Source organism: Sphingobium limneticum (assembly GCF_008710165.1).
Lineage (GTDB): Bacteria > Pseudomonadota > Alphaproteobacteria > Sphingomonadales > Sphingomonadaceae > Sphingobium > Sphingobium limneticum.
The window spans coordinates 200,042-224,014 of record NZ_VYQA01000005.1; the positions used below are offsets into that span (position 1 = coordinate 200,042).

Below are 23,973 nucleotides of genomic sequence, written 5' to 3' on the forward strand. Positions count from 1 at the left end.
TCAGGCTGCGGTATAGCCACCATCGGCAACGAATTCCGCGCCGGTGATGAAAGCGGCATCGTCGCCGGCCAGGAAGGCGACGATCGGGGCGATATCCTGCGCGATGCCCAGCCGGCCCATCGGGATCAGTTGCGCCCAGGCGGCCAGTGCGACCTCCGGCGGCATCGGCGCGCCCGTCTCGTCGCGGGGCGGCTCCCAGTCGGCGCCCAAATTGGTCTGCACCGGCCCCGGCAGCACGCAATTCACGCGAATGCCGGTCTTCGCCAGTTCATAGGCGACCGCGCGGCTCAGCGATCGGACCGCGCCCTTGGTGGCGCTGTAGGCGGCGAACTGCGCACCCGCGACCATGCCATAGACCGAAGCGATGTTGATGATCGACGCGCCCTTCGCCCCATCGGCAATCGTGCGGCGCATCAGCGGCAATGCCACCTGCATGCCGATATAGACGCTCTCCACATTGATGCGATTTTGCCGGCGCAGTATCTCGACCGGCGCGCCCTCGAACGGCTGGGCCATCATGATGCCGGCATTGTTGACCAATATGTCGAGCCGGCCAAAGCGGGCGTCGATCGCCGCCGCCCCATCCGCCCATGCCGCTTCACTGGTGACGTCCTGCGTCAGCGACAGGGTCGCCGCATCGCCGCACAGCCCGGCCGTTTCCTCCAGCCCCGCCGGATTGATATCGCCCAGCACCACGCTCGCCCCCGCCTGCGCCAGCGCGATCGCCGTAGCCCGGCCGATGCCCGATCCCGCGCCCGTGACCCAGGCGGTCTTGCCATCCAGATTGTTCATCTCATTCTCCGATATTGGACCGCGCGAAACGCTGGTCGGTAATGGGGGGCATCCAGTTCAGGGCACTGTCGCAATAGGCCTCCAGTACCGGGGGCCACTGGTCGGGCGTGTCGAGCGTACCCGCCTTGACGATCGTCAGCCCCGGCAGCACCGCCGCCATCGACCGGATCGGCGACCCGCATGTGGCGCAGAAATGGCGATAGACCGCCGCGCCGCTTTCGCCGCGATCCTCATAAATGCGGGTTTCGCCCCGTTCGCTATAGGCCTCGTCCGCCACCGCACAGATCAGAGACAAGGGCGCGCCGCCCTGCTTGCGGCAATGGGTGCAATGGCACAGCGCCACCAGCAGCGGATCGCCAGTAAAGCTGTAACGCACCTGTCCGCACAGGCAGCCGCCTTCGTGCACGCTTGCGTCACTCATAATGCCACCACCACCGTCTTGGGTTCCAGATAGGCGTCCAGCACCTCGCTGCCATTTTCGCGGCCGATGCCGGACATTTTCATGCCGCCGAAGGGGAAGGCCGGGTCGGCCAGCATCACGCAATTGATAAAGGCCGTGCCAGCCTCCAGCCGCGCCGCCGTGCGATGCGCGGTCGCCAGGTCGCGGGTGAAGACATGGGCAGCCAGGCCGTATGGGCTGTCATTGGCCAGGTCGATCGCCTCGTCCAGATCGTCGAAGGCGGCCGTGGCGAGCACAGGGCCGAATATCTCCTCGCGCGCTGCCTCCGCATCGCGGGGCACGTTGCGCAGCAATGTCGGCGCGAAATAATAGCCTTCGCCAGGCAGCGCGACATCCGTCGCCATCGGCTCCATCCCCGCCGCCCGCGCGCGATCGACATAGCCTGTCACCCGCTCATGCTGTCGCGCGCTGATCAACGGGCCTAGCGCGGTGGTGCGATCGGCGCTGCGCCCCAATGTCAATCCGGCAGCGAAGGCGGCGATCCCCTCGACCACCTCATCATAAACCGACCGATGCACATAGAGGCGCGTGCCGGCATAGCAGACCTGCCCGCTGTTGAAGAAACAGCCCATCGCCGCCTGCGGAATAGCGACCGACAGGTCCGCGTCGGCGCAGATGATGGACGGCGACTTGCCGCCCAGTTCCAGCGTTACCCGCTTGAGATCAGGCACGGACGCCCGCAATATCCCCTGCCCCGTCGCGGTCGATCCGGTGAAGGCGACCTTCGCGATCAGCCGATGCTCGACCAGCGCCGCGCCGGTCGCCCCATCACCGGTCACGACGCTCAGCACCCCGTCCGGCAAGCCCGCCTGCCGCGCCAGTTCCACCAGCCGCAGCGCCGACAGCGGCGTTTCCGGCGCAGGCTTCAAAACGACGGTGCAACCGGCCGCCAGCGCCGGCGCGATCTTCCACATCGCCAGCACTAGCGGGAAATTCCACGGCGTGATGGCCGCCACCACGCCGATCGGCTCGCGCCGCGAATAGACATGCCATTGGCCCGGCGTTGCGGACAATGTGCCCGCCCGGCCCGCCAGCTTGGTCGGCCAGCCGGCATAGGTGCGCAGCCAGCCGATCGCGGCCGGAATATCGACCGTCTCCGTCACGCCGATCGGCTTGCCCGCGTCCAGCGCTTCCAGCGCCGCCAGCCGGGGCAGGTCCGCCTCGATCGCATCGGCAAAGCGATGCAGCAACCGCTCGCGCGCCAGCGGCGTCAGGTCGCGCCAGGCCGGATCATGGAACGCCCGGTGTGCCGCCTGCACGATCGCATCGACCTGGCTCCCATCGGCCACCGGCACTTGCGCAAAGGCCTGCGCCGTGCAGGGATCGATATCGGCGATCGTCGCCCCGGTGGCCAGCCGATCGCCGCCCGCCCGCAACGCCAGATCCGGCAGGACCAGTCCTTCAAAACCCTGAATAGCACTCACTGAAGCGTCTCCTGACGGCGCCTGCGAAAATCGCTCGGCGTTTCGCCGGCAAATTGGCGGAAGGCGCGGGTGAAATGGCTTTGGCTGGTAAAGCCCAGCGCGTCGGCAATGGTCGCCATCGACGTGTCGGACTGTTCCAGCATCTGCTGCGCCCGGTCGAGCCGCGCGCGCATGACATATTGATGCGGCGACACGCCCGTCGCCTTCTTGAACACGCGGCAGAAATGGGTCGGCGTGATGCCCGCCTGCGCCGCCAGTTCCTCCAGATGATGGCTGGCTTCCGGCCGTTCCAATATGGCGTTCATGATCGCGTGGATGCGATAGGAGGAGAAAGCGGCGGTCGGGATGTCCGCGCTGCTGGCGCTCACTGGCCCGCGCATCATATGGGCTTTCAGCGCATCGACCAGCGCGCCGACATAGACGTCCCGCTCCTTCGTCTGCGGCGCATAAAGTTCGCCCAGCACCTGCCGCGTCAGCGCCACGCCCAGCGGATCGGAAAAGGCAAAGCGCATCCGCCGGAACTGGTCGAGCGCGGGCGCGCGTTGCAGGTCGGTCGACGCGACGCTCAGCGTCACGACGTCCAGCTCGCCATCGACCAGCCATCCGGTCGGATGCCCTGACGGCACGATGGTGGCGCATCCGGGCAACGAACTCGTCTCGCTCCACCCGTCCCGTTCCCATGTCCGCACATTGGGCTTGCCCGCAATATGCACGACGAACATCGGATCGGGCAGCGCCGGCAGGGTATAGCTGCCCACGAACTGGCGCCATCGGCACAGGCGCCAGCGGCCATGATCGGCGCCCAGCTGGATATCGGGCGCGCGGCCCAGCGCGTCCGAAATGATTTCCTCGTCGGTCGATCCCCGGACCAGGTCCATCATCCTCTCCTCATGCAGCGACCATCTGCACGTCCAGATTCTTCAGCCCGTTGATGAAGTTGGACCTGAATCGGCGTGGTGCCGCCATCATCTTGAACCGGCCGACACGCTCCGCCAATAGACTGAAAGCCACCCTCAGCTGCATTTCGGCAAGGCGCGATCCGACGCACACATGCTGACCGGTGCCAAAGCCCAGATGCTGGATATTCCCCCGCCTGATGTCGAACCGGTCGGGGTCGGGAAAGACGCTCTCGTCGCGATTGGCGGCGATATACCACAGCACGATCTTATCGCCTTTACGGATCGCCTGCCCGCCGATTTCGGTATCCGCCGTCGCCGTCCGCCGCATGTGCATGACCGGGCTGGCATAGCGCACCATTTCGCGCACGCCGTTTTTCAGCAGCGTCGGATCGGCACGGACCAGATCCCACTGGTCGGGATTGGCGGCAAAGGCCGCGACGCTGTGGCTCAGCGAATTGCGCGTCGTCTCGTTCGCGCCGACCAGCGCCAGAATGAGGTTGCCGACAAATTCCTGGAACGTCACCGGCTGGCCATTGACCTCCATGGTCGCCAGCAACGTCGCCAGATCCTGCCCCGGCGTCGCCCGCCTTTCCTCGTACAGCTGTTGGGAAAAGGCCATGAATTCGCCCAATATCGCCGCCATCGCTTGCGGAGACTGGCGAAAATCGGGATCATCCTCGCCAACGAAGGCATTGGTCCAATCGTACAGCTTCACCCACATACCGGTCGGCAGGTCGAGCAGCTCGCACAGCGTCAGCAGCGGCAGCGGCGCCGACAGCAACGGCACCAGATCGACCGTCTCACCCAGCGGAATCCTGTCGATCAGGCTGAGGCACCGGGCATGGATGCGCTCCTCTATCCCCGCCAGCCGCGCGGGCGACAGAGCGGGCATGATGAACTTGCGATATTGGGTATGGACCGGCGGATCGACCGAGATGAAGGGGATGCCGATCGCGGCCTCCCCCGCCCCGGTCAGGCCGACTTCATTCTCGTTGAAGATGCGATGGCCGCCATTTTCGTAAGCGGACGAGAAGAGGCCCGGATTGCGCGACACCGCGACGATGTCGGCATAGCGGGTGAGCGCCCAGAACCCCGCCCCGTCGCTTTCCGGGTTCCAATAGACGGGCCGTTCGGTCCGCAGCTGCGCGAACAGATCGTGCGGCGCCCGGTCGAAATAGAGGTCGGGATCTTTCAGGTCCGGGGCGGTTATGGTCGCGGTCATGGGGCGCTCTCCCGGCGTCAGAAGCTGAACCGGCCGGTCACGCCGAACGTACGCGGCATGGCCGGAACCAGGAAGTTGTAGGGGAAGCCCGCCCCGCGCAGGTCCAGACCATAGCTGTAGGTCTTGCGGTTGAAGGCGTTGTTGATCCACCCGCGCAGCTGGAACGGCCCATGGGCCCAGGCCAGCGTGGCGTTGACCTTGGCATAGCCCTTCTGCTGCAATTCCGCATTATTCTGCGCCGTGCCGACCGCGTCGGTGCCGTTGAAGGGCGAGAAATACTGCCGGCTGAAATAATTGACCGTGGGGGAGAAGGTCAGGCTGTCGCTGCCGGTATCGAAGATCGTCCAGTCGAACCCGGCCGTTCCCGTCCAGCGCGGCGCGAAAGGCAGGTCGTTGCCCGACAGGTCCGTGTTCTGCAACGTCAGATCCTTGTAGGTGGCATGGAGGTAGCCGCCCGACAGGTTGATGACCAGGCCGTCGATCGGCCGCAGGCTGGCTTCCACTTCGCCGCCATAGACTTGCGACTTGGGCGCATTGACCAGGAAGGATACCGGGCCGGGTCGCGTATCCTGCACCTGCTGGTTGCTATAGTCATAATAGAAGCCGGCAGCCGACAGCGTCAGCTTATTGTCCAGGAAGCGGCCCTTGACGCCCATTTCATAGGCATTGACCCGCTCCGGATCGATATAGGTGATGCCGACCGAGGAGGTATAGCCGCCGCCATTGAACGCCCCGGACCGATAGCCCCGACTATAGCTGGCATAAACCAGAGTGCCGCCATCGAAGGTGTAGCTAAGCGCCGCACGGCCGGTCAGCGCCTTGTTGCTGCCGTCGATCGCATAGCGTGCCGCAGGATCATAGGCGCAGGTACCCGCCACCCCTGCGCAGGGCACGGTGCTGGCCAACGGCGTCCCCGCACTGCCGAAGGGACCGGCGAACAGATAGGCATAGGCGTCGCCATATTTCGCCTTGTCCCAGGTGTAGCGCGCGCCCAAAGTCAGCACCAACTTGTCGGTCAGGTCGTAATCGCCCTGAAGAAAGGCCGCATAGGATCTCCGCGTCTGGCGATAATGCTGGAAGAAGCCGCCATCGACACCGGGCGCCAGAGCGCTGCCGATATTGAAGCGATTGTCGGTGATCGTGCGGTCCCAGCCGTAAAAGCCGCCGCCCACCAGCTTCAGCCGCTCGCCCTCATAATTCAGGCGCGCCTCCTCGCTGAACTGGCGGAAATTGGAGCGCCAGTTGATGTTGAGCACGTTAAGCGGCGAACCGTCCGCGGCCTGCTGCAAATTCTGCTTGCCGCCATCATAGGATGTGATCGACGTCAGCGTGACCGTGGGGCTCAGCTCCAGCGCGACATTGGCCGCCACGCCCCAGGCGTCGGTGCGATTTTCGCCGACGTCATTTTCGTTGATATCGAAAAAGCCTTGCCCCGGCGTATTGGGACCGGTCAGGCCATGGATGGCCGCCTGCGCCCCGCGATCGCGCCCGGCATAGGCGCGAATCTTGATATCCAGCGGACCATTGCCCGGCTTCATGCGCAAATAGACGCGGCCCTGAGCCGTATCGACGCTGTTGGAATCCCGACCGCCCGGCGCGACATTGCGCAGCATGCCGTCGCCCTTTTCATAATTGCCGGCGACGCGGATGCCCAACTCATCTTCGACCATCGTGGTTTCGATCGCCGCCTGCGCCTTGAACGTGTTGAAATTGCCATAGCCGACCTCGGCATAGCCGTTGGTGCCCGACAATTTGGGCGCGCGGGTGATGAAGTTGATCGCGCCGCCGGTCGTGTTGCGACCGAACAAAGTGCCCTGCGGCCCGCGCAGCACTTCCACGCGATCCAGGTCGAACAGGCCCATGCCATGGCTGGTCCGCGCAGCGATATAGACGTCGTCGATATAGACGCCCACGGGCGAAGCCTGGTTGCTGTTATATTCGTTGGCAACGCTGATGCCGCGCAGCGAGAAATTGGGCTGGGTGCTGCCATAGGGGCTGCTGACCTGCAAATTGGGCACCGCCGTCGCCAGCGCGGCGGAATTGGAAATCCCCTTATTCTGGAGCGTTTCCCCGCCCAGCGCGGAAATGGCCAGCGGCACGGACAGCATGGATTGCGACCGGCGCTGCGCGGTGACGATGATGTCTCCATTATCCGCTGTCGACTGGGGCGCGCTTGCCGCCTCCTGCGCCAACGCGACCTGCGATACGCCGCTGCACAGCAGAATCGCCAAAGCCTTGGTCGTGATGAACCTCATTTACCCTCTCCTCCATCTTCCCCCTTTTTGGCGGGGGATGCGGTTATGATGAAGCAGACCTAGCCCAGCCGAACCGGGAAGGCTTTACCCAGAGTTGACGCCAGATTTGGCATTTCTTGCGCTCGCCTTGAACTGGCGCACAAACCGGGCCTCTGTAGCCACCAAGCGCAAGACGCGAGCGATAGCGGCCCCGGCCGACCATGCGCCGCGCATCATGGCGCATGATTTTTGGAGAGGCTCACCCATGCACCCCAGACCATTTGCCATCAGCGATCCGGATCGACCGGCGATCATCCTGCCGGCGACCGACCAGACCGTCACTTACGGCCAGTTGGAGGCCGCCGCCAATCGCGGCGCCCACCTGCTGCGCGCGCTCGGCTGCGTGCGCGGCGACGGGATCGCACTGCTGATGGACAATGAAGCCGCGATCTTCGAGCTCAGCTGGGCGGCACAACGCATCGGCCTCTACCTCACCAGCATATCGACCAAGCTGTCCGCCGCCGACATCGCCTATATCCTGCGGGATTCGGGCGCGCGTATCCTGGTAGCGTCCGACCGGCTCGCTTCGTTGGCGCAGGCTGCGTTGGCAGAGGCGGACGGCGTACAGGGCTATCTGGTCGACGCAGAAGTCGGTCCGCTCAAAAACTGGTCCGCCAGCGTCGCCCGCTATCCGGACACACCCGTCCCGAACGAAAGCGCCGGCACCGACATGCTCTATTCCTCCGGCACCACCGGCCGGCCCAAGGGCGTGAAGCCCCCGCTACCCGAAGGCCCCCTGGACGCGCAGACCGCGCTGGAGGGGATGGGCACCGCCCTCTACGGCATGGGGCAGGACTGCATCTATCTCTCCACCTCGCCCCTCTATCATGCCGCGCCCTTGCGCTGGGCGATGACCATTCATCGGCTCGGTGGCACCGTGGTGGTGATGGACAGGTTCGACGCAGAAGACTCGCTGGCGCTGATCGAGCGCTACCGCATCACCCATGCGACCTGGGTGCCGACCCATTTCGTGCGGTTGCTCAAATTGCCGGAGGATGTCCGCGCCCGCTACGATCATGGATCGCTCAAAGCCGTCATCCACGCCGCCGCCCCCTGCCCCGTTCCGGTCAAGCAGGCGATGATCGACTGGTGGGGGCCGATCGTCCATGAATATTATTCCGGCACCGAATGTTGCGGCATCACCGCCTTGTCCTCGCCCGAATGGCTGTCCCGACCCGGATCGGTCGGCCGCGCGGTGCTGGGAAGGGTCCGTATCGTGGGTGAAAATGGGCAGGAAGTCGCGCCGGGCGACACGGGCGACGTCTTCTTCTCGGACGGCCCGACCTTCACCTATCATAATGATCCGGACAAGACCGCCGCTGCCCATAATGACCGGGGCTGGGCCACGCTCGGCGATGTCGGCCATCTCGACGCGGACGGCTATCTGTTCCTTACCGACCGGCGCAGCTTCATGATCATCTCGGGCGGGGTGAACATCTATCCGCAGGAAATCGAAAACTGCCTGATCACCCATCCGCAGGTCGCAGACGTGGCCGTCATCGGCGTGCCGGACGAGGAAATGGGCGAAAATATCCTGGCCATCGTGCAACCGGCCGAAAGCGTTGACGGCGACGCCGCCCTGACGGAAGAATTGACCCGCTTCGTCCGTACGGCCCTGGGGGGCGTGAAGACGCCGCGCGCATTCGTCTTCCGCGCCGACCTCCCCCGCGAACCGACCGGCAAGCTGATGAAACGCAGGCTGATCGACGAATATCGCGCACCGGCCGCCACGATGAGAGGGTGATATCGCGCCATGGACCGGCTGATCTTCGATAGCGAACATATCCTGTTCCGCGACACCGTCCGTCATTTCATGCTGACCAATGTGGCGCCCCATGCGGAACGGTGGCGCCGAGACGGCATGGTCGACCGGGCCGTCTATCGCCAGGCTGGCGAGGCCGGACTGCTATGCCTGTGGGCACAGGCCGATGTGGGCGGCGCGGGCATAGCCGACCTGCGCTTCGACCAGATCATCATAGAGGAAAATATCCGCCACGGCGAAACCGGCTTCTACATCCACCTGCACAGCAACCTCGTCGCGCCCTATATCGACCGTCTCGGGTCGCCCACATTGCGCGCGCGGCTGATGCCCGGCATCGTGGCGGGCGACACCATCTTGGCCATCGCCATGACCGAACCGGGCGGCGGCAGCGATTTGCGCGCGGTCCAGACCCGCGCGATCAGGGATGGCGACGGCTGGCGCCTGTCGGGCACGAAAACCTATATCTCCAACGGCATATTGAGCGACGCGATCGTCGTCGTCGCGCGATGCCGTGACCTGCCGGGCGAACCGATCGGCCTCTTTCTGGTCGAACGGGACATGGCCGGCCTGTCGCGTGGAAAGCCGCTCAAGAAAATGGGATTGGCATCGCAGGACACCGCCGAAATCATGCTGGACGACGTCCATGTGCCGGCCGACAATCTGCTGGGCGATCCCACCGCCGGTTTCGGCACCCTCATGCGATTTCTCGGCACCGAACGGCTGATCGCCGCGATCGCCAGCATCGCCGCCGCGCAGGTCGCGCTCGATCTCACGCTCGACTTCGTCCGGCATCGCCGCGCCTTCGGTCAGGCGATCGGGCAGTTTCAGCATAACCGATTTCGCCTCGCGGCCCTCCGCGCGCAGATCGACGCGGTGCAGGCTATGGTCGATCAACTGGTCCTGCGCGCGAATGCCGGATCGCTGGAGGGCGGCGATGCAGCCTCGGCCAAACTGTTGGCCAGCGAGGTGGAAAGCCAGATGGTCGACCTTGGCGTCCAACTGCACGGCGGCGCGGGCTATATGGACGAATATCGCATCAGCCGCCTCTACACCGACGCCCGGATCAGCCGCATCTTCGCCGGCAGCAACGAAATCATGCTGGAAATCATCGCGCGGGGCATGGATCTGGACACCCGAAGCTGATCGCACCCAATAAGCGCAAGAAATGCAAAATCTGATGCGCTTTTTCAGCAAAGCCTTGGACCGGCCATTCTTGTATGAGAAGATGATGCAATGACCGCATAATGGCGGCACGGAGAGGTAATATGGTCAGCTCGCTCATGGTCGCAGGCATCAGTCAGGGGAACGCCCCCGCGTCCGGCTGCATCGCATGAACAGCCTTGCCCCTGCGCCCGCCAGCAACGGCAAATGGCATGCCGAAGCGATCATCGCCGATACGCTGAAGCGCGCCCCCGAAGTGAAGCTGGAATCCTCCGACGGCCGCTGGCGCTTCAGCCGCTGGCGTCAGTTCGTGGGCAGCTACGCCCTGCCCGCCCTGCCCGATCCCCTCTTCGTGGTACAACTGGCCGGCAAGACCAATGTGCGCACCTGGGACCGCGACGGGTGGAGCGAAACCAGTTCCTTCCCCGGCGCCGCGACGATCGTGCCGGCAACCATGAGCACGCGCTGGCTGGTCGATGGCGAACTGGACGTCGTGACGCTCAGCGTCGATGCCGACGATCTGCGTTCGGCCTCGGTCCTGGACCAGTTTTCCCGCATGCGCTTCGCCTTCAACGATCCGCTCGGCGCCGCGCTCGCCCGGCAGATATTGGCCGAACTCTACACGCCCTCGACCGGCCCCCGCGACCTATATGTCTCGGCGCTCGTCGACGCGCTCAAGGCGCATATGCTGCGCGGCCCGGTCAAGGCGGCGGCGCAGGAATTCCCGACATCCGCCTTTTCCGCCTATCGCATCCACCATATCATGAACGCGATCCGCGAACGGCCGGAGGCGGACCATGGGCTGGAGGAAATGGCGGCGCAGATCGGCATCACCCCCTCGCACCTCTGTCGCGTGTTCAAAAAGGCGACCGGCGTCAGCCCGCACCAATATGTGCTGAAAACCCGGTTGGAGCGGGCGCAGGAGATGCTCGGCCAGTCCGACGCGTCGATGAACTATATCGCCGAATTTCTGGGCTTCGCCAGCCAGAGCAGCTTCAACCGCGCCTTCCGCAACATGACCGGTGAAACCCCGTCCACCTACCGCAAGCGCCGGCTGAACGGGTAACAGCTTGGCGCATCCGCACCGGCCCGCGCGCCCACCCGGACATGGTACCCTGATGGGCGGTCGGGTGGGGGCGCGGGCCGGGGCCGCATGGACAATGCGCTCTTTCGCGCATTTTCCCAACAGTCTCTCACACGACCAGCACGATCTTCCCGAAATGCTCGCCCGCATCCATGCGGGCATGGGCCTTGGCCGCATCCGCCAGCGCGAACCTCTGGTCCATTGCCGGCCGCAGCTTTCCCTCACCGACAAAGCCCCAGACCGTCCGCATCAGCTCGTCCGCGACCAGGCTCTTGAAGCCCACCGACCGCGCCCGCAGCGTCGATCCGGTCAGCGTCAGCCGCTTCTGCATGATCGCCGGGATGAAGATGTCCGCCTTCGCCCCACCCAGCACCGCGATCGACACATGCCGGCCATCCTCGGCCAGGCAGGACAGGTTGCGCGGCACATAATCGCCGCCGACCATGTCCAGCACCGCCTGCACCCCCTGCCCGTCGGTGATGCGCTTCACTTCCTCGACATAGTCCTGCGTCTTGTAATTGATCGCATGATCCGCGCCCCAATCCTTCGCCTGACCGCATTTCTCGTCCGACCCGCAGGTCGCGATGATCGTCACGTCGAACAGGTTGCAGAGGCGTATCGCCATCGTCCCGATTCCGCTGGTCCCGCCATGGACCAGCACCGTGTCGCCCGCCACGACATAGGCGCGCTCGAACAAATTGGTCCACACGGTGAACAACGTCTCGGGCAGCGCTGACGCTTCGGCCAAGTCATAATCGTCCGGCACCGGCAGGCATTGGCCCGCAGGCGCCACCGCATATTCGGCATAGCCACCGCCCGCCAGCAATGCGCACACCTTCTGCCCGATCAGCGCGTCCGCACCGCTGCCTGCCGCCACGATCGTGCCGGACACTTCGAGTCCCGGAATGTCGGATGCACCCGGCGGCGGCGGATATTTGCCCTGCCGCTGCAACACGTCCGGCCGGTTCACGCCCGCGGCGGCAACCTTGATCAGCACTTCGCCTTCGCCCGGCACAGGCACCGGCCGCCGCTCGGGCACCAAGGCATCCGGCCCGCCCGGCGTGGGAATCGCGATCGCCGTCATCTCGCCCGGCACTGCGTCCAAATCCGCCATATTGCTGCCCCCAGCCGTTAACCATGTTGCACCGCATCAAAAATTACCGTGCGGAACCTATGCCCTTATTGACAGAGTGGCCAACTGGGTCAACATTGGCGTCATGGACCTGGATGACGATCTGCCGAACAAGGGCGACGATCCGCTGACCCGCCTGCTGAAACAGGATCTGGGGCCATTGTCCGTATCCGAACTGGATGCCCGCATCGCCGCCCTCGAAACGGAAATCGCGCGCACCCGGCGGACGAAAGACAACGCCGTTAACCATAAGGCAAGTGCCGAGGCGTTATTCAGACGATGAACCATTGCCACGCCCCCTGCGCCTTGAAAGGCTCCATTGGGCTACGGCAGTCAGGCAATTCCGTTGGTCGGGGCCATGGCCTTGATCCTGCGTCGAGCAATGCCGACATAGGGTTCAACACTACCCCTCTTTGGGGCCAGGAGTAGAACAGACATGCCTTCATTCGCACCCGCTCTTGAAACAACCCTGCACAACGCGCTGACGCACGCGTCCGAGCGTAAGCATGAATATGCCACGCTGGAGCATCTCCTCCTGGCATTGATTGATGACGAACATGCGTCAAAGGTCATGCAGGCGTGCGGCGTGGAACTGGGCGAGCTGGGCGACGCGGTCACCCATTATCTCGACACCGAACTCGACAGCCTGAAGGTCGAAGGGGCGTCCGACCCCTCCCCCACCAGCGGTTTTCAGCGTGTGGTCCAGCGCGCCATCCTCCATGTCCAGTCGTCCGGCAAGGATGAAGTGACGGGCGCCAACGTCCTCGTCGCGCTCTTTTCCGAACGCGAATCCTATGCCGTCTATTTCCTGCAACAGCAGGATATGAGCCGCCTCGATGCCGTGAGCTTCATCAGCCATGGCGTCGGCAAGGGCACGCCCGCGCCCGAGCGTCAGGAGACGAAGGGCGCCGCCGAGGAGGAAAAGAAGGTGCAGGACGGTAAGGCCAAGAAAGACAGCGCCCTCGAACAGTTCACCGTCAACCTCAATGAGAAGGCCGGCCGGGGCAAGGTCGATCCGCTGATCGGCCGCACCGCCGAAGTGGATCGCACGATCCAGATCCTGTGCCGCCGGTCCAAGAACAACCCGCTTTATGTGGGCGATCCGGGCGTCGGCAAGACCGCGATCGCGGAAGGCTTGGCGCGCAAGATCGTCGAGGGCGAAGTGCCCGACGTCCTCAAGGAAGCCGTCATCTACTCGCTCGACATGGGCGCGCTGCTGGCCGGCACCCGCTATCGCGGCGATTTCGAGGAGCGCCTGAAGGCGGTCGTCACCGAACTGGAAAAGATGCCGCACGCGGTGCTTTTCATTGATGAGATCCACACGGTGATCGGCGCTGGCGCGACCAGCGGCGGCGCGATGGATGCGTCCAATCTGCTCAAGCCCGCTCTGTCGGGCGGCACGATCCGCTGCATCGGTTCGACCACCTACAAGGAATTCCGCAATCACTTCGAAAAGGACCGCGCCCTGCTGCGCCGGTTCCAGAAGATCGACGTCAACGAACCCACGATCGAGGATACGATCAAGATCCTCGCCGGGCTTCGCACCGCGTTCGAGGAGCATCATCACGTCAAATATACGCCCGACGCGATCAAGGCGGCGGTGGAGCTTTCGGCCCGCTACATCAACGACCGCAAGCTGCCGGACAAGGCGATCGACGTGATCGACGAAGTCGGCGCGATGCAGATGCTGGTGGTTCCCTCCAAGCGTAAGAAGACCATCACGCCCAAGGAGATCGAGCAGGTCATCGCGACCATGGCCCGCATCCCGCCCAAGACCGTGTCGTCCGACGACAAGACCGTGCTCAGTTCGCTTACCACGGACCTCAAGCGCGTCGTCTTCGGTCAGGACAAGGCGATCGAAGTGCTGTCCTCCGCGATCAAGCTGTCGCGCGCGGGCCTGCGCGATCCGGACAAGCCGATCGGCAACTATCTCTTCTCCGGCCCAACCGGCGTCGGCAAGACGGAGGTCGCGCGCCAACTCGCATCGATCATGGGCATCCCGCTCCAGCGGTTCGACATGTCGGAATATATGGAACGTCATTCGGTCAGCCGGCTGATCGGTGCCCCTCCGGGCTATGTCGGCTATGATCAGGGCGGCCTGCTGACCGACGCGGTCGATCAGAATCCGCACAGCGTGCTGCTGCTCGACGAAATCGAAAAGGCGCATCCGGACCTGTTCAACATCCTGTTGCAGGTGATGGACAATGGCCGCCTGACCGACCACCACGGCAAGACCGTCGATTTCCGCAACACCATCCTCATCATGACCACCAATGCCGGTGCGTCGGACATGGCGAAGGAAAGCATCGGTTTTGGCGAATTCACCCGTGAAGATGTGCAGGAAGACGCGGTGAAGAAGCTCTTCACCCCCGAATTCCGCAACCGCCTCGATGCGATCGTGCCGTTCGACTATCTGCCGACCGAAGTGGTGGCCCGCGTCATCGACAAGTTCGTGCTGCAACTCGAACTGCAACTGGCCGACCGCGACGTCCACATCACCCTGGACGACGATGCCAAGAGCTGGCTCACGAAAAAGGGCTATGACAAGCTCTACGGCGCCCGCCCGATGGGCCGCCTGATGCAGGAAAAGATCAAGCAGCCGCTGGCCGAGGAACTGCTCTTCGGCAAGCTGGTCCATGGCGGCGAAGTCCATGTCCACATGAAGGACGAGGCGCTCGCCTTCCAGATCACCCCCGCCGCCCCCAAAAAGGGCAAGAAGGGCGGCAAGGCCAAGGCATCGGAAGGCACGAAATAAGCGCCTTCACACGCAAAACGAAAAGGGCGGCCCGCAACGGCCGCCCTTTCCATATGCCCCCCTTCTCCCCACGGGGGAGAAGGATACGCAGCCTTACGCGCACAGCGCGTTAGGCGAAGTTGGATGAGGGGGGCGCACGACGCTGTAAAATCAACATTGCCTGCCGTCGTTCCAGTAACCTTGCCTTCTCGTAAGCCCGCGCTAGTTTCGCACCACATGGGCCTCAAGCACCGTCTCCACAATCTGCGCCGCCGCGTCTTCGGCTCCTGGTCGATAGACGATCCCCGTCCGATTCAGGCGGACGCGCCCTACACCTATTTCCTGCCCTCAGCCGAGCGGATCGCTGCCTTGCTGCCCGGCGATCTGGTAAAGCTTGTCATCCGTAGCCATCCTCCCGGTCCGGAATGGGATGCGGAGCGGATGTGGGCGGAGGTAAAGAACATCGCGCCAGAAGGCTGGACCGGCGCATTGGCGAACACGCCATGCGACATGCCGCAATTGCGCGAGGGCAGTCGCCTTACATTCCAGCCGTTCCACATCATCGACCTCATCTACGAAGGCGACAGAGAAGCCCCGCCCGGACTGCCTCGACGCGAATATTGGGATCGCTGCATGGTCGATAGTTGCGTGCTCGATGAGGGTGTACCGGTCTATTATATCTATCGCGACGAGCCAGACATGGGCGACGAAGACGACAAATATCCCGACAGCGGATGGCGCATCAGAGGCGACTATCGCGACCTGAACGACGAGCAACTTCATGCCCGCAAGCACGACTATATCGCCATTGGGAAAGTTTTGAACGCTGATGACAGCTGGCTACACCTGATCGACAGCCCGGTCGGTTCGGCATGGCTGCGCAATTTCGAGACGGGAGGCTATGAGCCGCTCGGCGACGAAGATAATCATGGCGACAACTGACGCCGTCATCCTCCTCCACGGTTTCGGCGGCCTCCCCATCCAGACCGCGCTCCTCGCCCGCCGCCTGCGCACATCCGGCTACACCGTCGCCAATATCGGCTACCCCAGCTGGCGCTGGCCCATCGACCGCGTGCTGGATCACCTCCACCAGCGCATCACCGCTGCCCCGGCCTCCGCCGCACGGCACATCCATTTCGTCGGCCACTCCATGGGCGGCCTGCTGCTACGCGCCTATCTCGCGCGCCATCGCCCCGCCCAACTCGGCCGCGTCGTCATGCTCGGCACGCCTAATGGCGGCAGCGAACTGGCCGACCTGCTCTACCGCCTGCGTCTCGACCGCCCGATCCTGAACCAGGCCGGCCTCCTCCTGCGTACCCGGCGCGAGGCCGCCACGCAGGCACTGTTCGGCACGATCGACTATCCCCTCGGCATCATCGCCGGCGACCGCCCGATGATCGGCGCCCTGCCCCACCTCGTCTTCCGCGCGCCCAATGACGGCAAGGTCAGCGTCGCCGCCACCCATGTCGATGGCCAGGCCGACCATCTCGTCATGCCCGTCGCCCACACCGCGATGATCTACACCCGCTCGGTCGCCGATCAGGTCGCCTACTTCCTCCACGAAGGCCGCTTCAAGCGCCCCTGAATCTCTGCTAAGATCCCGCATCCCAGAAAAAAGGTCGCATCTTTTCCGTTCACCATAAGGAATAGATGTTGTGCGCAAAATTCTGACCTCGCGCCCCGCTCGCGGTGCGCTGCTTCTCGCATCCTTCACGCTCCTCGCCGCCCCCGGCTCCAGTCAGCAGGCGTCCGGCCCCATCGCCCGCTACACGATCGACGCCGGCACCATGTCCGGCATGGCGGCCCTGAGCGGGAATGGGGCGGGGAGCGGCGGCGGCATGGGCGCGGCCATGAGCATGATGATGGGCGGCGGTAACAAGCCGATGCACGAACTCGTCCTGCGCCTCGGCTCCACGCGCGCGCCCACCGGCGGCGCGCCTGCAGCCGAGCATTTCATGCCCGCAGGCGCATTCCTTGGCGCCTCCGTCCCGCTCGTCACCCCGCGCATCCCGCCCAGCGAGGATCAGCCCATCCCCGGCGAACGTCCCAAGGGCCGCCTGCTCATCTATTGGGGCTGCGGCGCCACCGTGGGCGCGGGCCAGCCCGTCGTCATCGACTTTGCCAAGGTCGCCAGGGGCCAGATCCCGCCCGGCCTCTACATAAGCGGCGCGTCGATTCCGCAGGAATGGCAAGTCCGCGTCACCAACAGCAAGACCTATGGCGACTGGCCCAATGCGCAGACGCGCAAGACCGTCTCCGCCAGCAGCTCCCTGCTCGGCGACCATCGCATCGCCGGCAATTACAGCCCGGATATCGCCTTCAACCTGAAACAGGATTTCATGCCCGCCATTACCGGCACCGCGCGAAAGATCGCCGGCGGCGCCACGATCCTCAGCTGGAATGGCCTGCCGCAGGCGACCGGCTACTACGCCTGGACCTTCGGCGCGCAGGACAATGGCGACATGGTCTGGTGGGCCTCTTCCGCGACCCAGGCGTTCGGCGGCCCGGTCTGGGACTGGATGTCGCCCGCCGCCGTGCAAAAAATGATCGCCCAGAAAATCGTCATGCCGCCCAGCCAGACCAGTTGCACCGTCCCCGCCGCCGTCACCCAGGCGGGCGGAGAGATGCTGATGGGCAGCCTCTACGCCTATGGGCCGGAGGCGAACTTCGCCTATCCCCCGCGCCCCGCCGACCCGAAGATCGCTTGGAAGCCCGAATGGATCGCCCGCGTCCGCTATCGCGCCAACACCATGTGGATGCTGAACGGCCCGGACATGGGCAACATGATGAGCGACTCCGGCAGCGATGAGGGCGAAAACACCCCCGCCCGGCAGCAACAGCAGAAGAGAAAGAAGAAATGCGGCGGCGGCCTCGGCGGCATGCTCGGCAGCGCCATGGGCGTGGGCTGTTAGAAAGCCTCTCCCGTTCGTCCTGAGTAGCCGCTGAGCGAAGTCGAAGCGGCGTATCGAAGGGTCAGGTGCCCTCGATTTCATGCAGTCGCTACGCATGACGAACGGAGGAAGCATATTCTGGTCGAGAAACAGGCTGGCGCGCGCCCTTCGCATGCGCCACCTTCCCCGCCTCGATTCAGGAGAGAGAAGCCATGCCCTCTGACCTCATTTTCTACACCAACCCCATGTCGCGCGGCCAGATCGCCCGCTGGATGCTGGAGGAAGTCGGCGCCGCTTACGACACGGTGATCCTGGCCTATGGCGACGACGGTATGAAGGCCGCCGATTATCGCGCCATCAACCCGATGGGCAAGGTGCCCGCGATCGTCCACAACGGCCGCACCGTCACCGAATGCGCCGCCATCTGCGCCTATCTGGCCGACGCCTTCCCTGACGCCAATCTCGCCCCACCGCCTGCCGACCGCCATTCTTATTATCGCTGGCTCTTCTTCGCCGCCGGCCCGGTCGAGGCCGCCGTCACCAACAAGGCGATGGGCTTCGTGGTCCCCGAAGGGCGCGAACGCGCCGCCGGCTACGGCAGCTTCGAAGACACCATCGCCGCACTGGAAACCGCGGTCGCGGGCGATGCCTGGATCTGCGGCGACCAATTCACCGCCGCCGACGTCTATGTCGGCTCACAGATCGACTGGGGCCTAAGCTTCAAGACCATCCCTTCCAGCCCCGCGCTCGAAGCCTACGCCACCCGCCTGCGGGAACGCTCCGCCTATAAGCGGCAGAAGGACATAGACGGCGCCCTCATTGCGCAAATGCAGAAGCAGGGCTGACCTCACTTCCCCCCTCCCTCCCAAGGAGGGGGCAGGGGGTGGGTAGCGAGCGAGCCTCCAAAAAAAAGGCCCGGCGGATCGCTCCACCGGGCCTTCCTCATATTACATCCGCTATGCGATCAGCGACGATCGCCGAACAGGCGCAGCAGGAACAGGAACATATTGATGAAGTCGAGATAGAGGTTCAGCGCCCCCATCACTACCGACTTGCCCATCATGTCCGTGCCCGCGACATGGGCATAGATGCTCTTGATCTTCTGCGTGTCATAGGCGGTCAGACCCGCGAACAGCAGCACGCCGACGCCGCTGATGACCAGGCTCATCGCGTTCGACTTCATGAAGATGTTGATCAGGCTCGCCACGAACAGGCCGACCACGCCCATGATCAGGAAGGTGCCGAAACCCGACAGATCCTTCTTGGTGGTGTAACCCCACAGGCTCAGGCCCGCGAAGGCGGCGGCCGTCGCGAAGAAGGTCTGCGCGATCGACGTGCCGGTATAGGCCAGGAAGATGTAGGAGAGCGACACGCCCATCACCGCCGCATAGGCCCAATAAAGCGCCTGCGCCGCGCCGGTCGACAGGCGATTGATGCCGAAGCTCAGCACCATGACGAATGCCAGCGGGGCGAACATCACGATATATTTCAGGATGCCGGGGCCGGCGAACACGCTGTAGGCCATGCCGCTATTGGCGAACAACAGCGCCACGATGCCGGTCAGCAGCACGCCGCTCGCCATATAATTATAGACCGACAGCATATATTTGCGCAGCCCGGCGTCATACGCCGCACCACGCGCCGCCGTCGCGCCGCCAAAGCCCGCCATGCCGGCAGGGCTGTCGGAACGGGGATCGGACCAGTTGGCCATGAAAATATTCTCCTTTGCCGGCATCGGTGCCGGTACCCACCCATTATCGGCCCATCGCCCCCCAACTTCAAGCCAAACCCGCACGGATGGACGCTTCGTCATGATCCGGACAGCAAATGTCACGGGCTGGGGAGCGGCAGGGCGACGCGGGCTGTCGGCTATCGGGATTTCCTCCCGTTCCCCTCCCGCTTGCGGGAGGGGCAGCGAGACTTGCGCGCGCAGCGCGTTAGTCGCAGCGGGGTGGGCTGGCCACTTCGCGCCATTCCCTCTTCCGTCATGCCGGGCTCGACCCGGCATCCCGCTTTCTCCGCAAAGGCTGGCGATCGAAAACGCCCCCGGATCAAGCCTGTCGAAAGATCCGGGGCAACAGAGCTGATCACCACCTTCCCCTCCGAAAACCCCACAAGCAATTGTCACAAACGCCCTTATATAGATCCCCATGCACCGCCTGTTCGTCGCCATCCGCCCGCCCGCTGATCAGCGCACCCACCTCCTCTCGCTGATGATGGGGGTAGACAATGCCCGCTGGCAGGATGACGCCCAGCTTCACCTCACCCTGCGTTTCATCGGCGAAGTCGATCGGCACCAGGCGAACGATATCGCCGACGCCCTCGCCGCCATCCGCTTCACCCCGTTCGACATCCAATTGTCCGGCGTCGGCAGTTTCGATCGCAAGGGCGTGGTCGATACGCTCTGGGCCGGCGTCCAGCCCCGCGACGCGCTCGAACGGCTGCATAAAAAAGCCGACCGCGCCTGCGTCTCGACCGGCATGCCGCCCGAAAGCCGCGCCTATCTCCCCCATATCACCCTCGCCCGCTTCGGCCGCACCGGCGCCTTCGTCGCGCCCTTCCTCGCCCGCCACGCCGCACTCACCGGTCCGCTCTTCCGCGTGGACGGCTTTACCCTCTATGAAAGCCGCGTCGGCCATGGCGGCGCCAGCTATCATCCGGTGGAGGATTATCCGGCCAGCGGCAGGACGCTGGGCGGCATCGACTGACAACCCAGCTATTCTGCCGGAACGAAACGCAAAGTCCCGGCCAGTCTCGCCGGCGCGTTCGTGTCCTTGGGATGATTCACCCCATCGACCACCGGCACCTGCGCGAAATCGAACGGACTGACCCCATCCAGGCACGCGACATTGACGCCATATTGATTGGGATTCGATCGTCGCTGATGATGGGTGTAGATGCCGCACCGGGCGCAGAAGAAATGCTGCGCCACCCCGCTATTGAACCGGTAGCTGGTCAGCGCATCCTCACCCTGTAGAAAGCGGATGCCGCCCAATTCCGCCGAAACCGCCACTGCGCCAAGCATCCGGCAATAGGAACAGGTGCAGCGCCGGGCGCTGTTCAACCCATCGCTCAGCGTCACTTCGAACCGCACCGTCCCGCAATGGCATTGCCCTGCTCGGATATCCGCATCATCGGCCATCGCCACCTCCTGTCATGCGCAAGACTATCCGCTTTTCAGCCGATGCCAAGGACGTCCCGAACAGCAGCGCGGATAATGCAGGAACGCCCCACCCGTCTGAACGACAGCCATCATGAAACGGACGGACCATAGCGCCCGTCGTCACCCAAGCTTCAAGCGCGCATCTGGTCCGCGCAACGACGGCGGCAATATGTCTAACGGCCCAAAGTTCTTAACCCGGCAAGCCATGCCACGAACCTGCCCGCAACGCGACCAACCCCATCGCACCTTCCCAAAGCCCCGGCCAAACGACAGGACGCCCGAACCACCTCCCTGTCGGGAAGCGATCCGGGCGACCTCGATCACCTATACCGCGCCGGGGCGCAGCGCAGGCCTTATCCCTTGGTCAGCACGCCGCATGCCACGCGGCCGCCGGCATTGCCGGTCGGGTCGGTGGCATAATCGTCCGCCTGCGCATGGATCACGATCGCCGCGCCATCGGTGTCCAGCAACGGCGACGCGCCTTCGCTGATCGTGCCGCCGGCCACGACATATTCGATCGCGCCCGTGCCGTCCGATCCGACCGTCATGTTGGGCATGTCGCCCATATGCGGGCCGGCGGGATTATCCTTGCCATGCTTGTGCGCGGTCGGGTTCCAATGACCACCGGCGCTGGTGAAATCGGGGCCGGCGCACTGGCCGGTCGTGTGGATATGGACCGCATGGATGCCCGGCGTCACGCCGGTGGCCTTGACCAGCACATGCAGGCCGTCGGCCGCCTGCGTCACGCTCGCCGTGCCGCGCGCGGCGCCATCGCCGGCAGCCAGCTTGGCCGCAGCGGTCGGTGCGGCAGGCGTGTCGGCTGCGGTCGCACAGGCCGATGTGGCAAGGGCGAAAGGCAAAGCGGCAGCAAGGGCAAGAAATTTCATGGCAGGCTCCTAGGGAGAAAAGCACGGATATGTACGCGAACGCGACAACGGCCTTTTTGTTGCCCATTCGAACCGAATTGTCACGGCAAGACTCATCCAGTCACATGATTTTGCGTCGCAATAATGAAAAGAGCGCGTGACGTCCGCCCCGTCGTCAGCAATCCGGTCTGAAAGGCGCAATCAATCGCCGCAATTTTCAAGAGGCATGCGCCAGGCCGCGCGCTCGTCCCCTCACATCGACGGCGCAGAGACTAGGATCCTTCGCCCGGATCGACTCACAGCAACCAAGCACGCAAACCGCTGGCCTGCGAGAAGATGCCCTCCCCGTCCTTGGCGCCCCACGCATCGTCGGAAAAAGCGGAGCCCGCCATGAGCGACACCGACATCCGCTCCGCGCTTAAAATGGATGCGACGACAGAAACCCGGAGGCTTGCCCCAACCAAAAGGATTCATCTGCTGGTCGAGATCATCCGGCACATCAAAAGCACGGGGCAGCCCTTCCACATGCAATCGGATCGGACTCCGCTCCAGATCGCGCGACCCGCACCGGATTGGACCCAGCGCGCGCTGATCGACGCCATGCTGTTGCGCTATGCCAAATCTATCATGCCATTCTTGGCGTCATGCAAAGATAGCATGCTCCATCAGGCCGGCAGAAACCGGCCATCCGCTGCAATCATCCCTCAGCACATATTTCACCGATACACTTCCCTGATGCATTTCTCTGATGCATTTTTCCGGCGCACCGCGCCTTGCGCCATCATATCGGCGCCCTGCTCCGTGTGCCCGGAACAAGAAAAAGGGGCCGATCCTGCGACCGGCCCCCAATTCTGTATTCCATTCCGAGGAATGGAGATCGGCTTACTGGCCCGAACCCGGACCGTAGCTGATTTCCACGCGACGGTTCTGGACTTCGCGAACGCCGTCGGCAGTGTCGACGCGGGGCTTCGATTCACCGAAGGCCTGCGTGGTGATGACACCGTCAGGGATACCCTTCGAGGCCAGATAGGCCTTGGTCGAGTCAGCGCGACGCTGCGAGAGGCCGACGTTGTACGAGGCCGAACCCGAACGGTCAGCGTGACCGGCCAGCATGACCTGGGCGCTGCCGCAGCTGCTGTAGGCCGAAACCGCGTTGTCCAGAATGGTGGCGGCGTCAGGCGTGATGTCCGACTTGTCCCATTCGAAGAACACGATGTACGGGCCAGGGTTGCACTCTGCAACCGGCGGCGGCGGCGGAGGCGGGGGCGGCGGGGGCGGCGGGGGCGGGGGCGGGGGCGGCGGCGGTGCAGCCGGTTCGCCACCGAAGTTGTAGGTCAGGCCGAGCAGCAGGCTGTGCGTACGCAGCTTGGTGTCTGCGGTCGAACCAGCCGGGCCACCGATGGTGGTGTATGCCGGGATCAGCTTGATATCGTCCTGGTTGAAGAAGCGATACTTCAGCGAAACGTCGACATGGTCGGTCACAGGGTAACGAACGCCTGCGATCGCCTGCCAGGCGAAGCCGGTGTCGCTGTCGTTGACCAGGCTGTTGGCCAGCTTGCCGCGCGAAACGCCGACACCGCCGCCGACGAAGCCCTGAAGGCCGTCATCGGGACCGAAGTCGAGCAAGCCGTTCAGCATGAACGAGAGAGCCGAGGCAGAACCGCCGAAGCCGCTCTCGTCGAGGTCGACCTTGGCGCGCTTGTAGCCGGCTTCGGCTTCAAGGCGGAAACCGCCGAAGTCGTAGCCGATGTTGGCGTCGAAGTCATAACCCTTGTGATAGTCAACACCCGAGATGGTGTTGCTGGCAGCGGCACCGTTGCCGGGCGTGAAGGTGATGTCCTGGTCTTCGACCAGCAGGACGCCGGCGTCGACGCCAACATACCAGCTGTTGTCACGCGCCATGGCCGGGGTGGCCAGGGCAGTGGTCGCAAGCGCAGCCGCGAGGGCAAGCTTCCGCATTTGAATTCCCCTTTCAAGAGTGTCACGAAGGACTGCTGAAACCCTGTAATCGGGAGAAGGTTTCATGGCAAGTCCACAATTAGTGAAACCGTTGCAAAAATAACGCACTAACCCGACAGAGACAGGCTTG

At 64.1% G+C, this 23,973-nt stretch carries 21 protein-coding genes; 10 read left to right on the forward strand and 11 right to left on the reverse strand.

Going from position 1 to position 23,973, the window contains the following annotated elements; genetic code table 11:
* From F4U95_RS08910 to F4U95_RS08935, 6 genes are read right to left on the reverse strand one after another with little or no spacing between them, the layout of a single operon-like run.
* Positions 1-792, reverse strand: coding sequence for an SDR family NAD(P)-dependent oxidoreductase (locus F4U95_RS08910; protein WP_150425419.1), 792 nt, complete (start codon positions 790-792; stop codon positions 1-3).
* A gap of 1 nt (position 793) precedes the next feature.
* Positions 794-1,213 (reverse strand): GFA family protein, encoded by a 420-nt coding sequence (locus F4U95_RS08915; RefSeq protein WP_150425420.1) that lies wholly within the window; start codon positions 1,211-1,213, stop codon positions 794-796.
* Complete coding sequence (locus F4U95_RS08920; protein WP_170267482.1) at positions 1,210-2,676, reverse strand: aldehyde dehydrogenase family protein; 1,467 nt, start codon at positions 2,674-2,676, stop codon at positions 1,210-1,212. Before F4U95_RS08920 ends, F4U95_RS08915 begins: the two co-directional genes overlap by 4 nt.
* Complete coding sequence (locus F4U95_RS08925) at positions 2,673-3,557, reverse strand: helix-turn-helix domain-containing protein (protein WP_211363965.1); 885 nt, start codon at positions 3,555-3,557, stop codon at positions 2,673-2,675. The genes F4U95_RS08920 and F4U95_RS08925 overlap by 4 nt, the downstream gene beginning before the upstream one ends.
* Positions 3,558-3,564: 7 nt before the next feature.
* Positions 3,565-4,797, reverse strand: coding sequence for a cytochrome P450 (locus tag F4U95_RS08930; protein ID WP_150425421.1), 1,233 nt, complete (start codon positions 4,795-4,797; stop codon positions 3,565-3,567).
* A gap of 17 nt (positions 4,798-4,814) precedes the next feature.
* The gene (locus F4U95_RS08935; RefSeq protein ID WP_150425422.1) at positions 4,815-7,052 is read right to left on the reverse strand and encodes a TonB-dependent receptor; all 2,238 of its coding nucleotides are present in this window, start codon (positions 7,050-7,052) and stop codon (positions 4,815-4,817) included.
* A 244-nt stretch (positions 7,053-7,296) separates the two neighbouring features.
* Here F4U95_RS08935 and F4U95_RS08940 point away from each other — a divergent pair, with 244 nt between their 5' ends.
* The 3 genes from F4U95_RS08940 to F4U95_RS08950 all read left to right on the forward strand — a co-directional run bounded on the left by F4U95_RS08940 (position 7,297) and on the right by F4U95_RS08950 (position 11,080).
* On the forward strand, positions 7,297-8,835 hold the full coding sequence (locus F4U95_RS08940) for an acyl-CoA synthetase (protein ID WP_150425423.1): 1,539 nt from the start codon (positions 7,297-7,299) through the stop codon (positions 8,833-8,835).
* Between the two features lie 9 nt (positions 8,836-8,844).
* On the forward strand, positions 8,845-9,996 hold the full coding sequence (locus F4U95_RS08945) for an acyl-CoA dehydrogenase family protein (RefSeq protein WP_150425424.1): 1,152 nt from the start codon (positions 8,845-8,847) through the stop codon (positions 9,994-9,996).
* Positions 9,997-10,183: 187 nt separating this feature from the next.
* On the forward strand, positions 10,184-11,080 hold the full coding sequence (locus tag F4U95_RS08950) for a helix-turn-helix domain-containing protein (protein ID WP_150425425.1): 897 nt from the start codon (positions 10,184-10,186) through the stop codon (positions 11,078-11,080).
* 127 nt (positions 11,081-11,207) lie between these two features.
* Here the strand turns inward: F4U95_RS08950 and F4U95_RS08955 are convergent, their stop codons facing one another.
* On the reverse strand, positions 11,208-12,212 hold the full coding sequence (locus F4U95_RS08955; RefSeq protein WP_150425426.1) for an NAD(P)H-quinone oxidoreductase: 1,005 nt from the start codon (positions 12,210-12,212) through the stop codon (positions 11,208-11,210).
* Positions 12,213-12,315: 103 nt separating this feature from the next.
* Here F4U95_RS08955 and F4U95_RS08960 point away from each other — a divergent pair, with 103 nt between their 5' ends.
* From F4U95_RS08960 to F4U95_RS08985, 6 genes are all read left to right on the forward strand, one after another.
* Positions 12,316-12,513 carry a DUF1192 domain-containing protein gene (locus tag F4U95_RS08960; protein WP_120252083.1) on the forward strand — a complete coding sequence of 66 codons (198 nt, stop codon included), beginning with the start codon at positions 12,316-12,318 and terminating at the stop codon, positions 12,511-12,513.
* A 153-nt stretch (positions 12,514-12,666) separates the two neighbouring features.
* Complete coding sequence (gene clpA, locus F4U95_RS08965; protein ID WP_150425427.1) at positions 12,667-14,985, forward strand: ATP-dependent Clp protease ATP-binding subunit ClpA; 2,319 nt, start codon at positions 12,667-12,669, stop codon at positions 14,983-14,985.
* 216 nt (positions 14,986-15,201) lie between these two features.
* On the forward strand, positions 15,202-15,906 hold the full coding sequence (locus F4U95_RS08970) for an immunity protein Imm33 domain-containing protein (protein ID WP_150425428.1): 705 nt from the start codon (positions 15,202-15,204) through the stop codon (positions 15,904-15,906).
* Positions 15,893-16,549: an esterase/lipase family protein gene (locus F4U95_RS08975; RefSeq protein ID WP_150425429.1), complete on the forward strand. Its 657-nt coding sequence runs from the start codon at positions 15,893-15,895 to the stop codon at positions 16,547-16,549. Before F4U95_RS08970 ends, F4U95_RS08975 begins: the two co-directional genes overlap by 14 nt.
* A 70-nt stretch (positions 16,550-16,619) precedes the next feature.
* Positions 16,620-17,876, forward strand: coding sequence for a hypothetical protein (locus tag F4U95_RS08980; RefSeq protein ID WP_150425430.1), 1,257 nt, complete (start codon positions 16,620-16,622; stop codon positions 17,874-17,876).
* Positions 17,877-18,067: 191 nt separating this feature from the next.
* The gene (locus F4U95_RS08985; RefSeq protein WP_150425431.1) at positions 18,068-18,700 is read left to right on the forward strand and encodes a glutathione S-transferase family protein; all 633 of its coding nucleotides are present in this window, start codon (positions 18,068-18,070) and stop codon (positions 18,698-18,700) included.
* A 119-nt stretch (positions 18,701-18,819) separates the two neighbouring features.
* Here F4U95_RS08985 and F4U95_RS08990 read toward each other — a convergent pair whose 3' ends face one another.
* Positions 18,820-19,566 carry a Bax inhibitor-1/YccA family protein gene (locus tag F4U95_RS08990; RefSeq protein WP_120252084.1) on the reverse strand — a complete coding sequence of 249 codons (747 nt, stop codon included), beginning with the start codon at positions 19,564-19,566 and terminating at the stop codon, positions 18,820-18,822.
* Between the two features lie 439 nt (positions 19,567-20,005).
* On the opposite strand from F4U95_RS08990, the gene thpR reads away from it, so the two are divergent.
* On the forward strand, positions 20,006-20,563 hold the full coding sequence (gene thpR, locus F4U95_RS08995) for an RNA 2',3'-cyclic phosphodiesterase (RefSeq protein ID WP_150425432.1): 558 nt from the start codon (positions 20,006-20,008) through the stop codon (positions 20,561-20,563).
* A gap of 8 nt (positions 20,564-20,571) precedes the next feature.
* Here the strand turns inward: thpR and F4U95_RS09000 are convergent, their stop codons facing one another.
* From F4U95_RS09000 to F4U95_RS09010, 3 genes are all read right to left on the reverse strand, one after another.
* The gene (locus tag F4U95_RS09000; RefSeq protein ID WP_150425433.1) at positions 20,572-20,997 is read right to left on the reverse strand and encodes a GFA family protein; all 426 of its coding nucleotides are present in this window, start codon (positions 20,995-20,997) and stop codon (positions 20,572-20,574) included.
* Between the two features lie 374 nt (positions 20,998-21,371).
* Entirely contained in the window at positions 21,372-21,905 is a 534-nt protein-coding gene (locus F4U95_RS09005) for a superoxide dismutase family protein (RefSeq protein WP_150425434.1), read from the reverse strand.
* Between the two features lie 861 nt (positions 21,906-22,766).
* On the reverse strand, positions 22,767-23,843 hold the full coding sequence (locus tag F4U95_RS09010) for an OmpA family protein (RefSeq protein ID WP_150425435.1): 1,077 nt from the start codon (positions 23,841-23,843) through the stop codon (positions 22,767-22,769).
* Positions 23,844-23,973 lie beyond the last annotated feature (130 nt).

Bases quoted from the DNA above. Each gene is read 5' to 3' on its own strand.
- F4U95_RS08910 (WP_150425419.1), bottom strand. From the start codon at position 792: ATGAACAATCTGGATGGCAAGACCGCCTGGGTCACGGGCGCGGGATCG.
- F4U95_RS08915 (WP_150425420.1), bottom strand. From the start codon at position 1,213: ATGAGTGACGCAAGCGTGCACGAAGGCGGCTGCCTGTGCGGACAGGTG.
- F4U95_RS08925 (WP_211363965.1), bottom strand. From the start codon at position 3,557: ATGATGGACCTGGTCCGGGGATCGACCGACGAGGAAATCATTTCGGAC.
- F4U95_RS08930 (WP_150425421.1), bottom strand. From the start codon at position 4,797: ATGACCGCGACCATAACCGCCCCGGACCTGAAAGATCCCGACCTCTAT.
- F4U95_RS08935 (WP_150425422.1), bottom strand. From the start codon at position 7,052: ATGAGGTTCATCACGACCAAGGCTTTGGCGATTCTGCTGTGCAGCGGC.
- F4U95_RS08940 (WP_150425423.1), top strand. From the start codon at position 7,297: ATGCACCCCAGACCATTTGCCATCAGCGATCCGGATCGACCGGCGATC.
- F4U95_RS08945 (WP_150425424.1), top strand. From the start codon at position 8,845: ATGGACCGGCTGATCTTCGATAGCGAACATATCCTGTTCCGCGACACC.
- F4U95_RS08950 (WP_150425425.1), top strand. From the start codon at position 10,184: ATGAACAGCCTTGCCCCTGCGCCCGCCAGCAACGGCAAATGGCATGCC.
- F4U95_RS08955 (WP_150425426.1), bottom strand. From the start codon at position 12,212: ATGGCGGATTTGGACGCAGTGCCGGGCGAGATGACGGCGATCGCGATT.
- F4U95_RS08960 (WP_120252083.1), top strand. From the start codon at position 12,316: ATGGACCTGGATGACGATCTGCCGAACAAGGGCGACGATCCGCTGACC.
- clpA (WP_150425427.1), top strand. From the start codon at position 12,667: ATGCCTTCATTCGCACCCGCTCTTGAAACAACCCTGCACAACGCGCTG.
- F4U95_RS08970 (WP_150425428.1), top strand. From the start codon at position 15,202: ATGGGCCTCAAGCACCGTCTCCACAATCTGCGCCGCCGCGTCTTCGGC.
- F4U95_RS08975 (WP_150425429.1), top strand. From the start codon at position 15,893: ATGGCGACAACTGACGCCGTCATCCTCCTCCACGGTTTCGGCGGCCTC.
- F4U95_RS08985 (WP_150425431.1), top strand. From the start codon at position 18,068: ATGCCCTCTGACCTCATTTTCTACACCAACCCCATGTCGCGCGGCCAG.
- F4U95_RS08990 (WP_120252084.1), bottom strand. From the start codon at position 19,566: ATGGCCAACTGGTCCGATCCCCGTTCCGACAGCCCTGCCGGCATGGCG.
- thpR (WP_150425432.1), top strand. From the start codon at position 20,006: ATGCACCGCCTGTTCGTCGCCATCCGCCCGCCCGCTGATCAGCGCACC.
- F4U95_RS09000 (WP_150425433.1), bottom strand. From the start codon at position 20,997: ATGGCCGATGATGCGGATATCCGAGCAGGGCAATGCCATTGCGGGACG.
- F4U95_RS09005 (WP_150425434.1), bottom strand. From the start codon at position 21,905: ATGAAATTTCTTGCCCTTGCTGCCGCTTTGCCTTTCGCCCTTGCCACA.
- F4U95_RS09010 (WP_150425435.1), bottom strand. From the start codon at position 23,843: ATGCGGAAGCTTGCCCTCGCGGCTGCGCTTGCGACCACTGCCCTGGCC.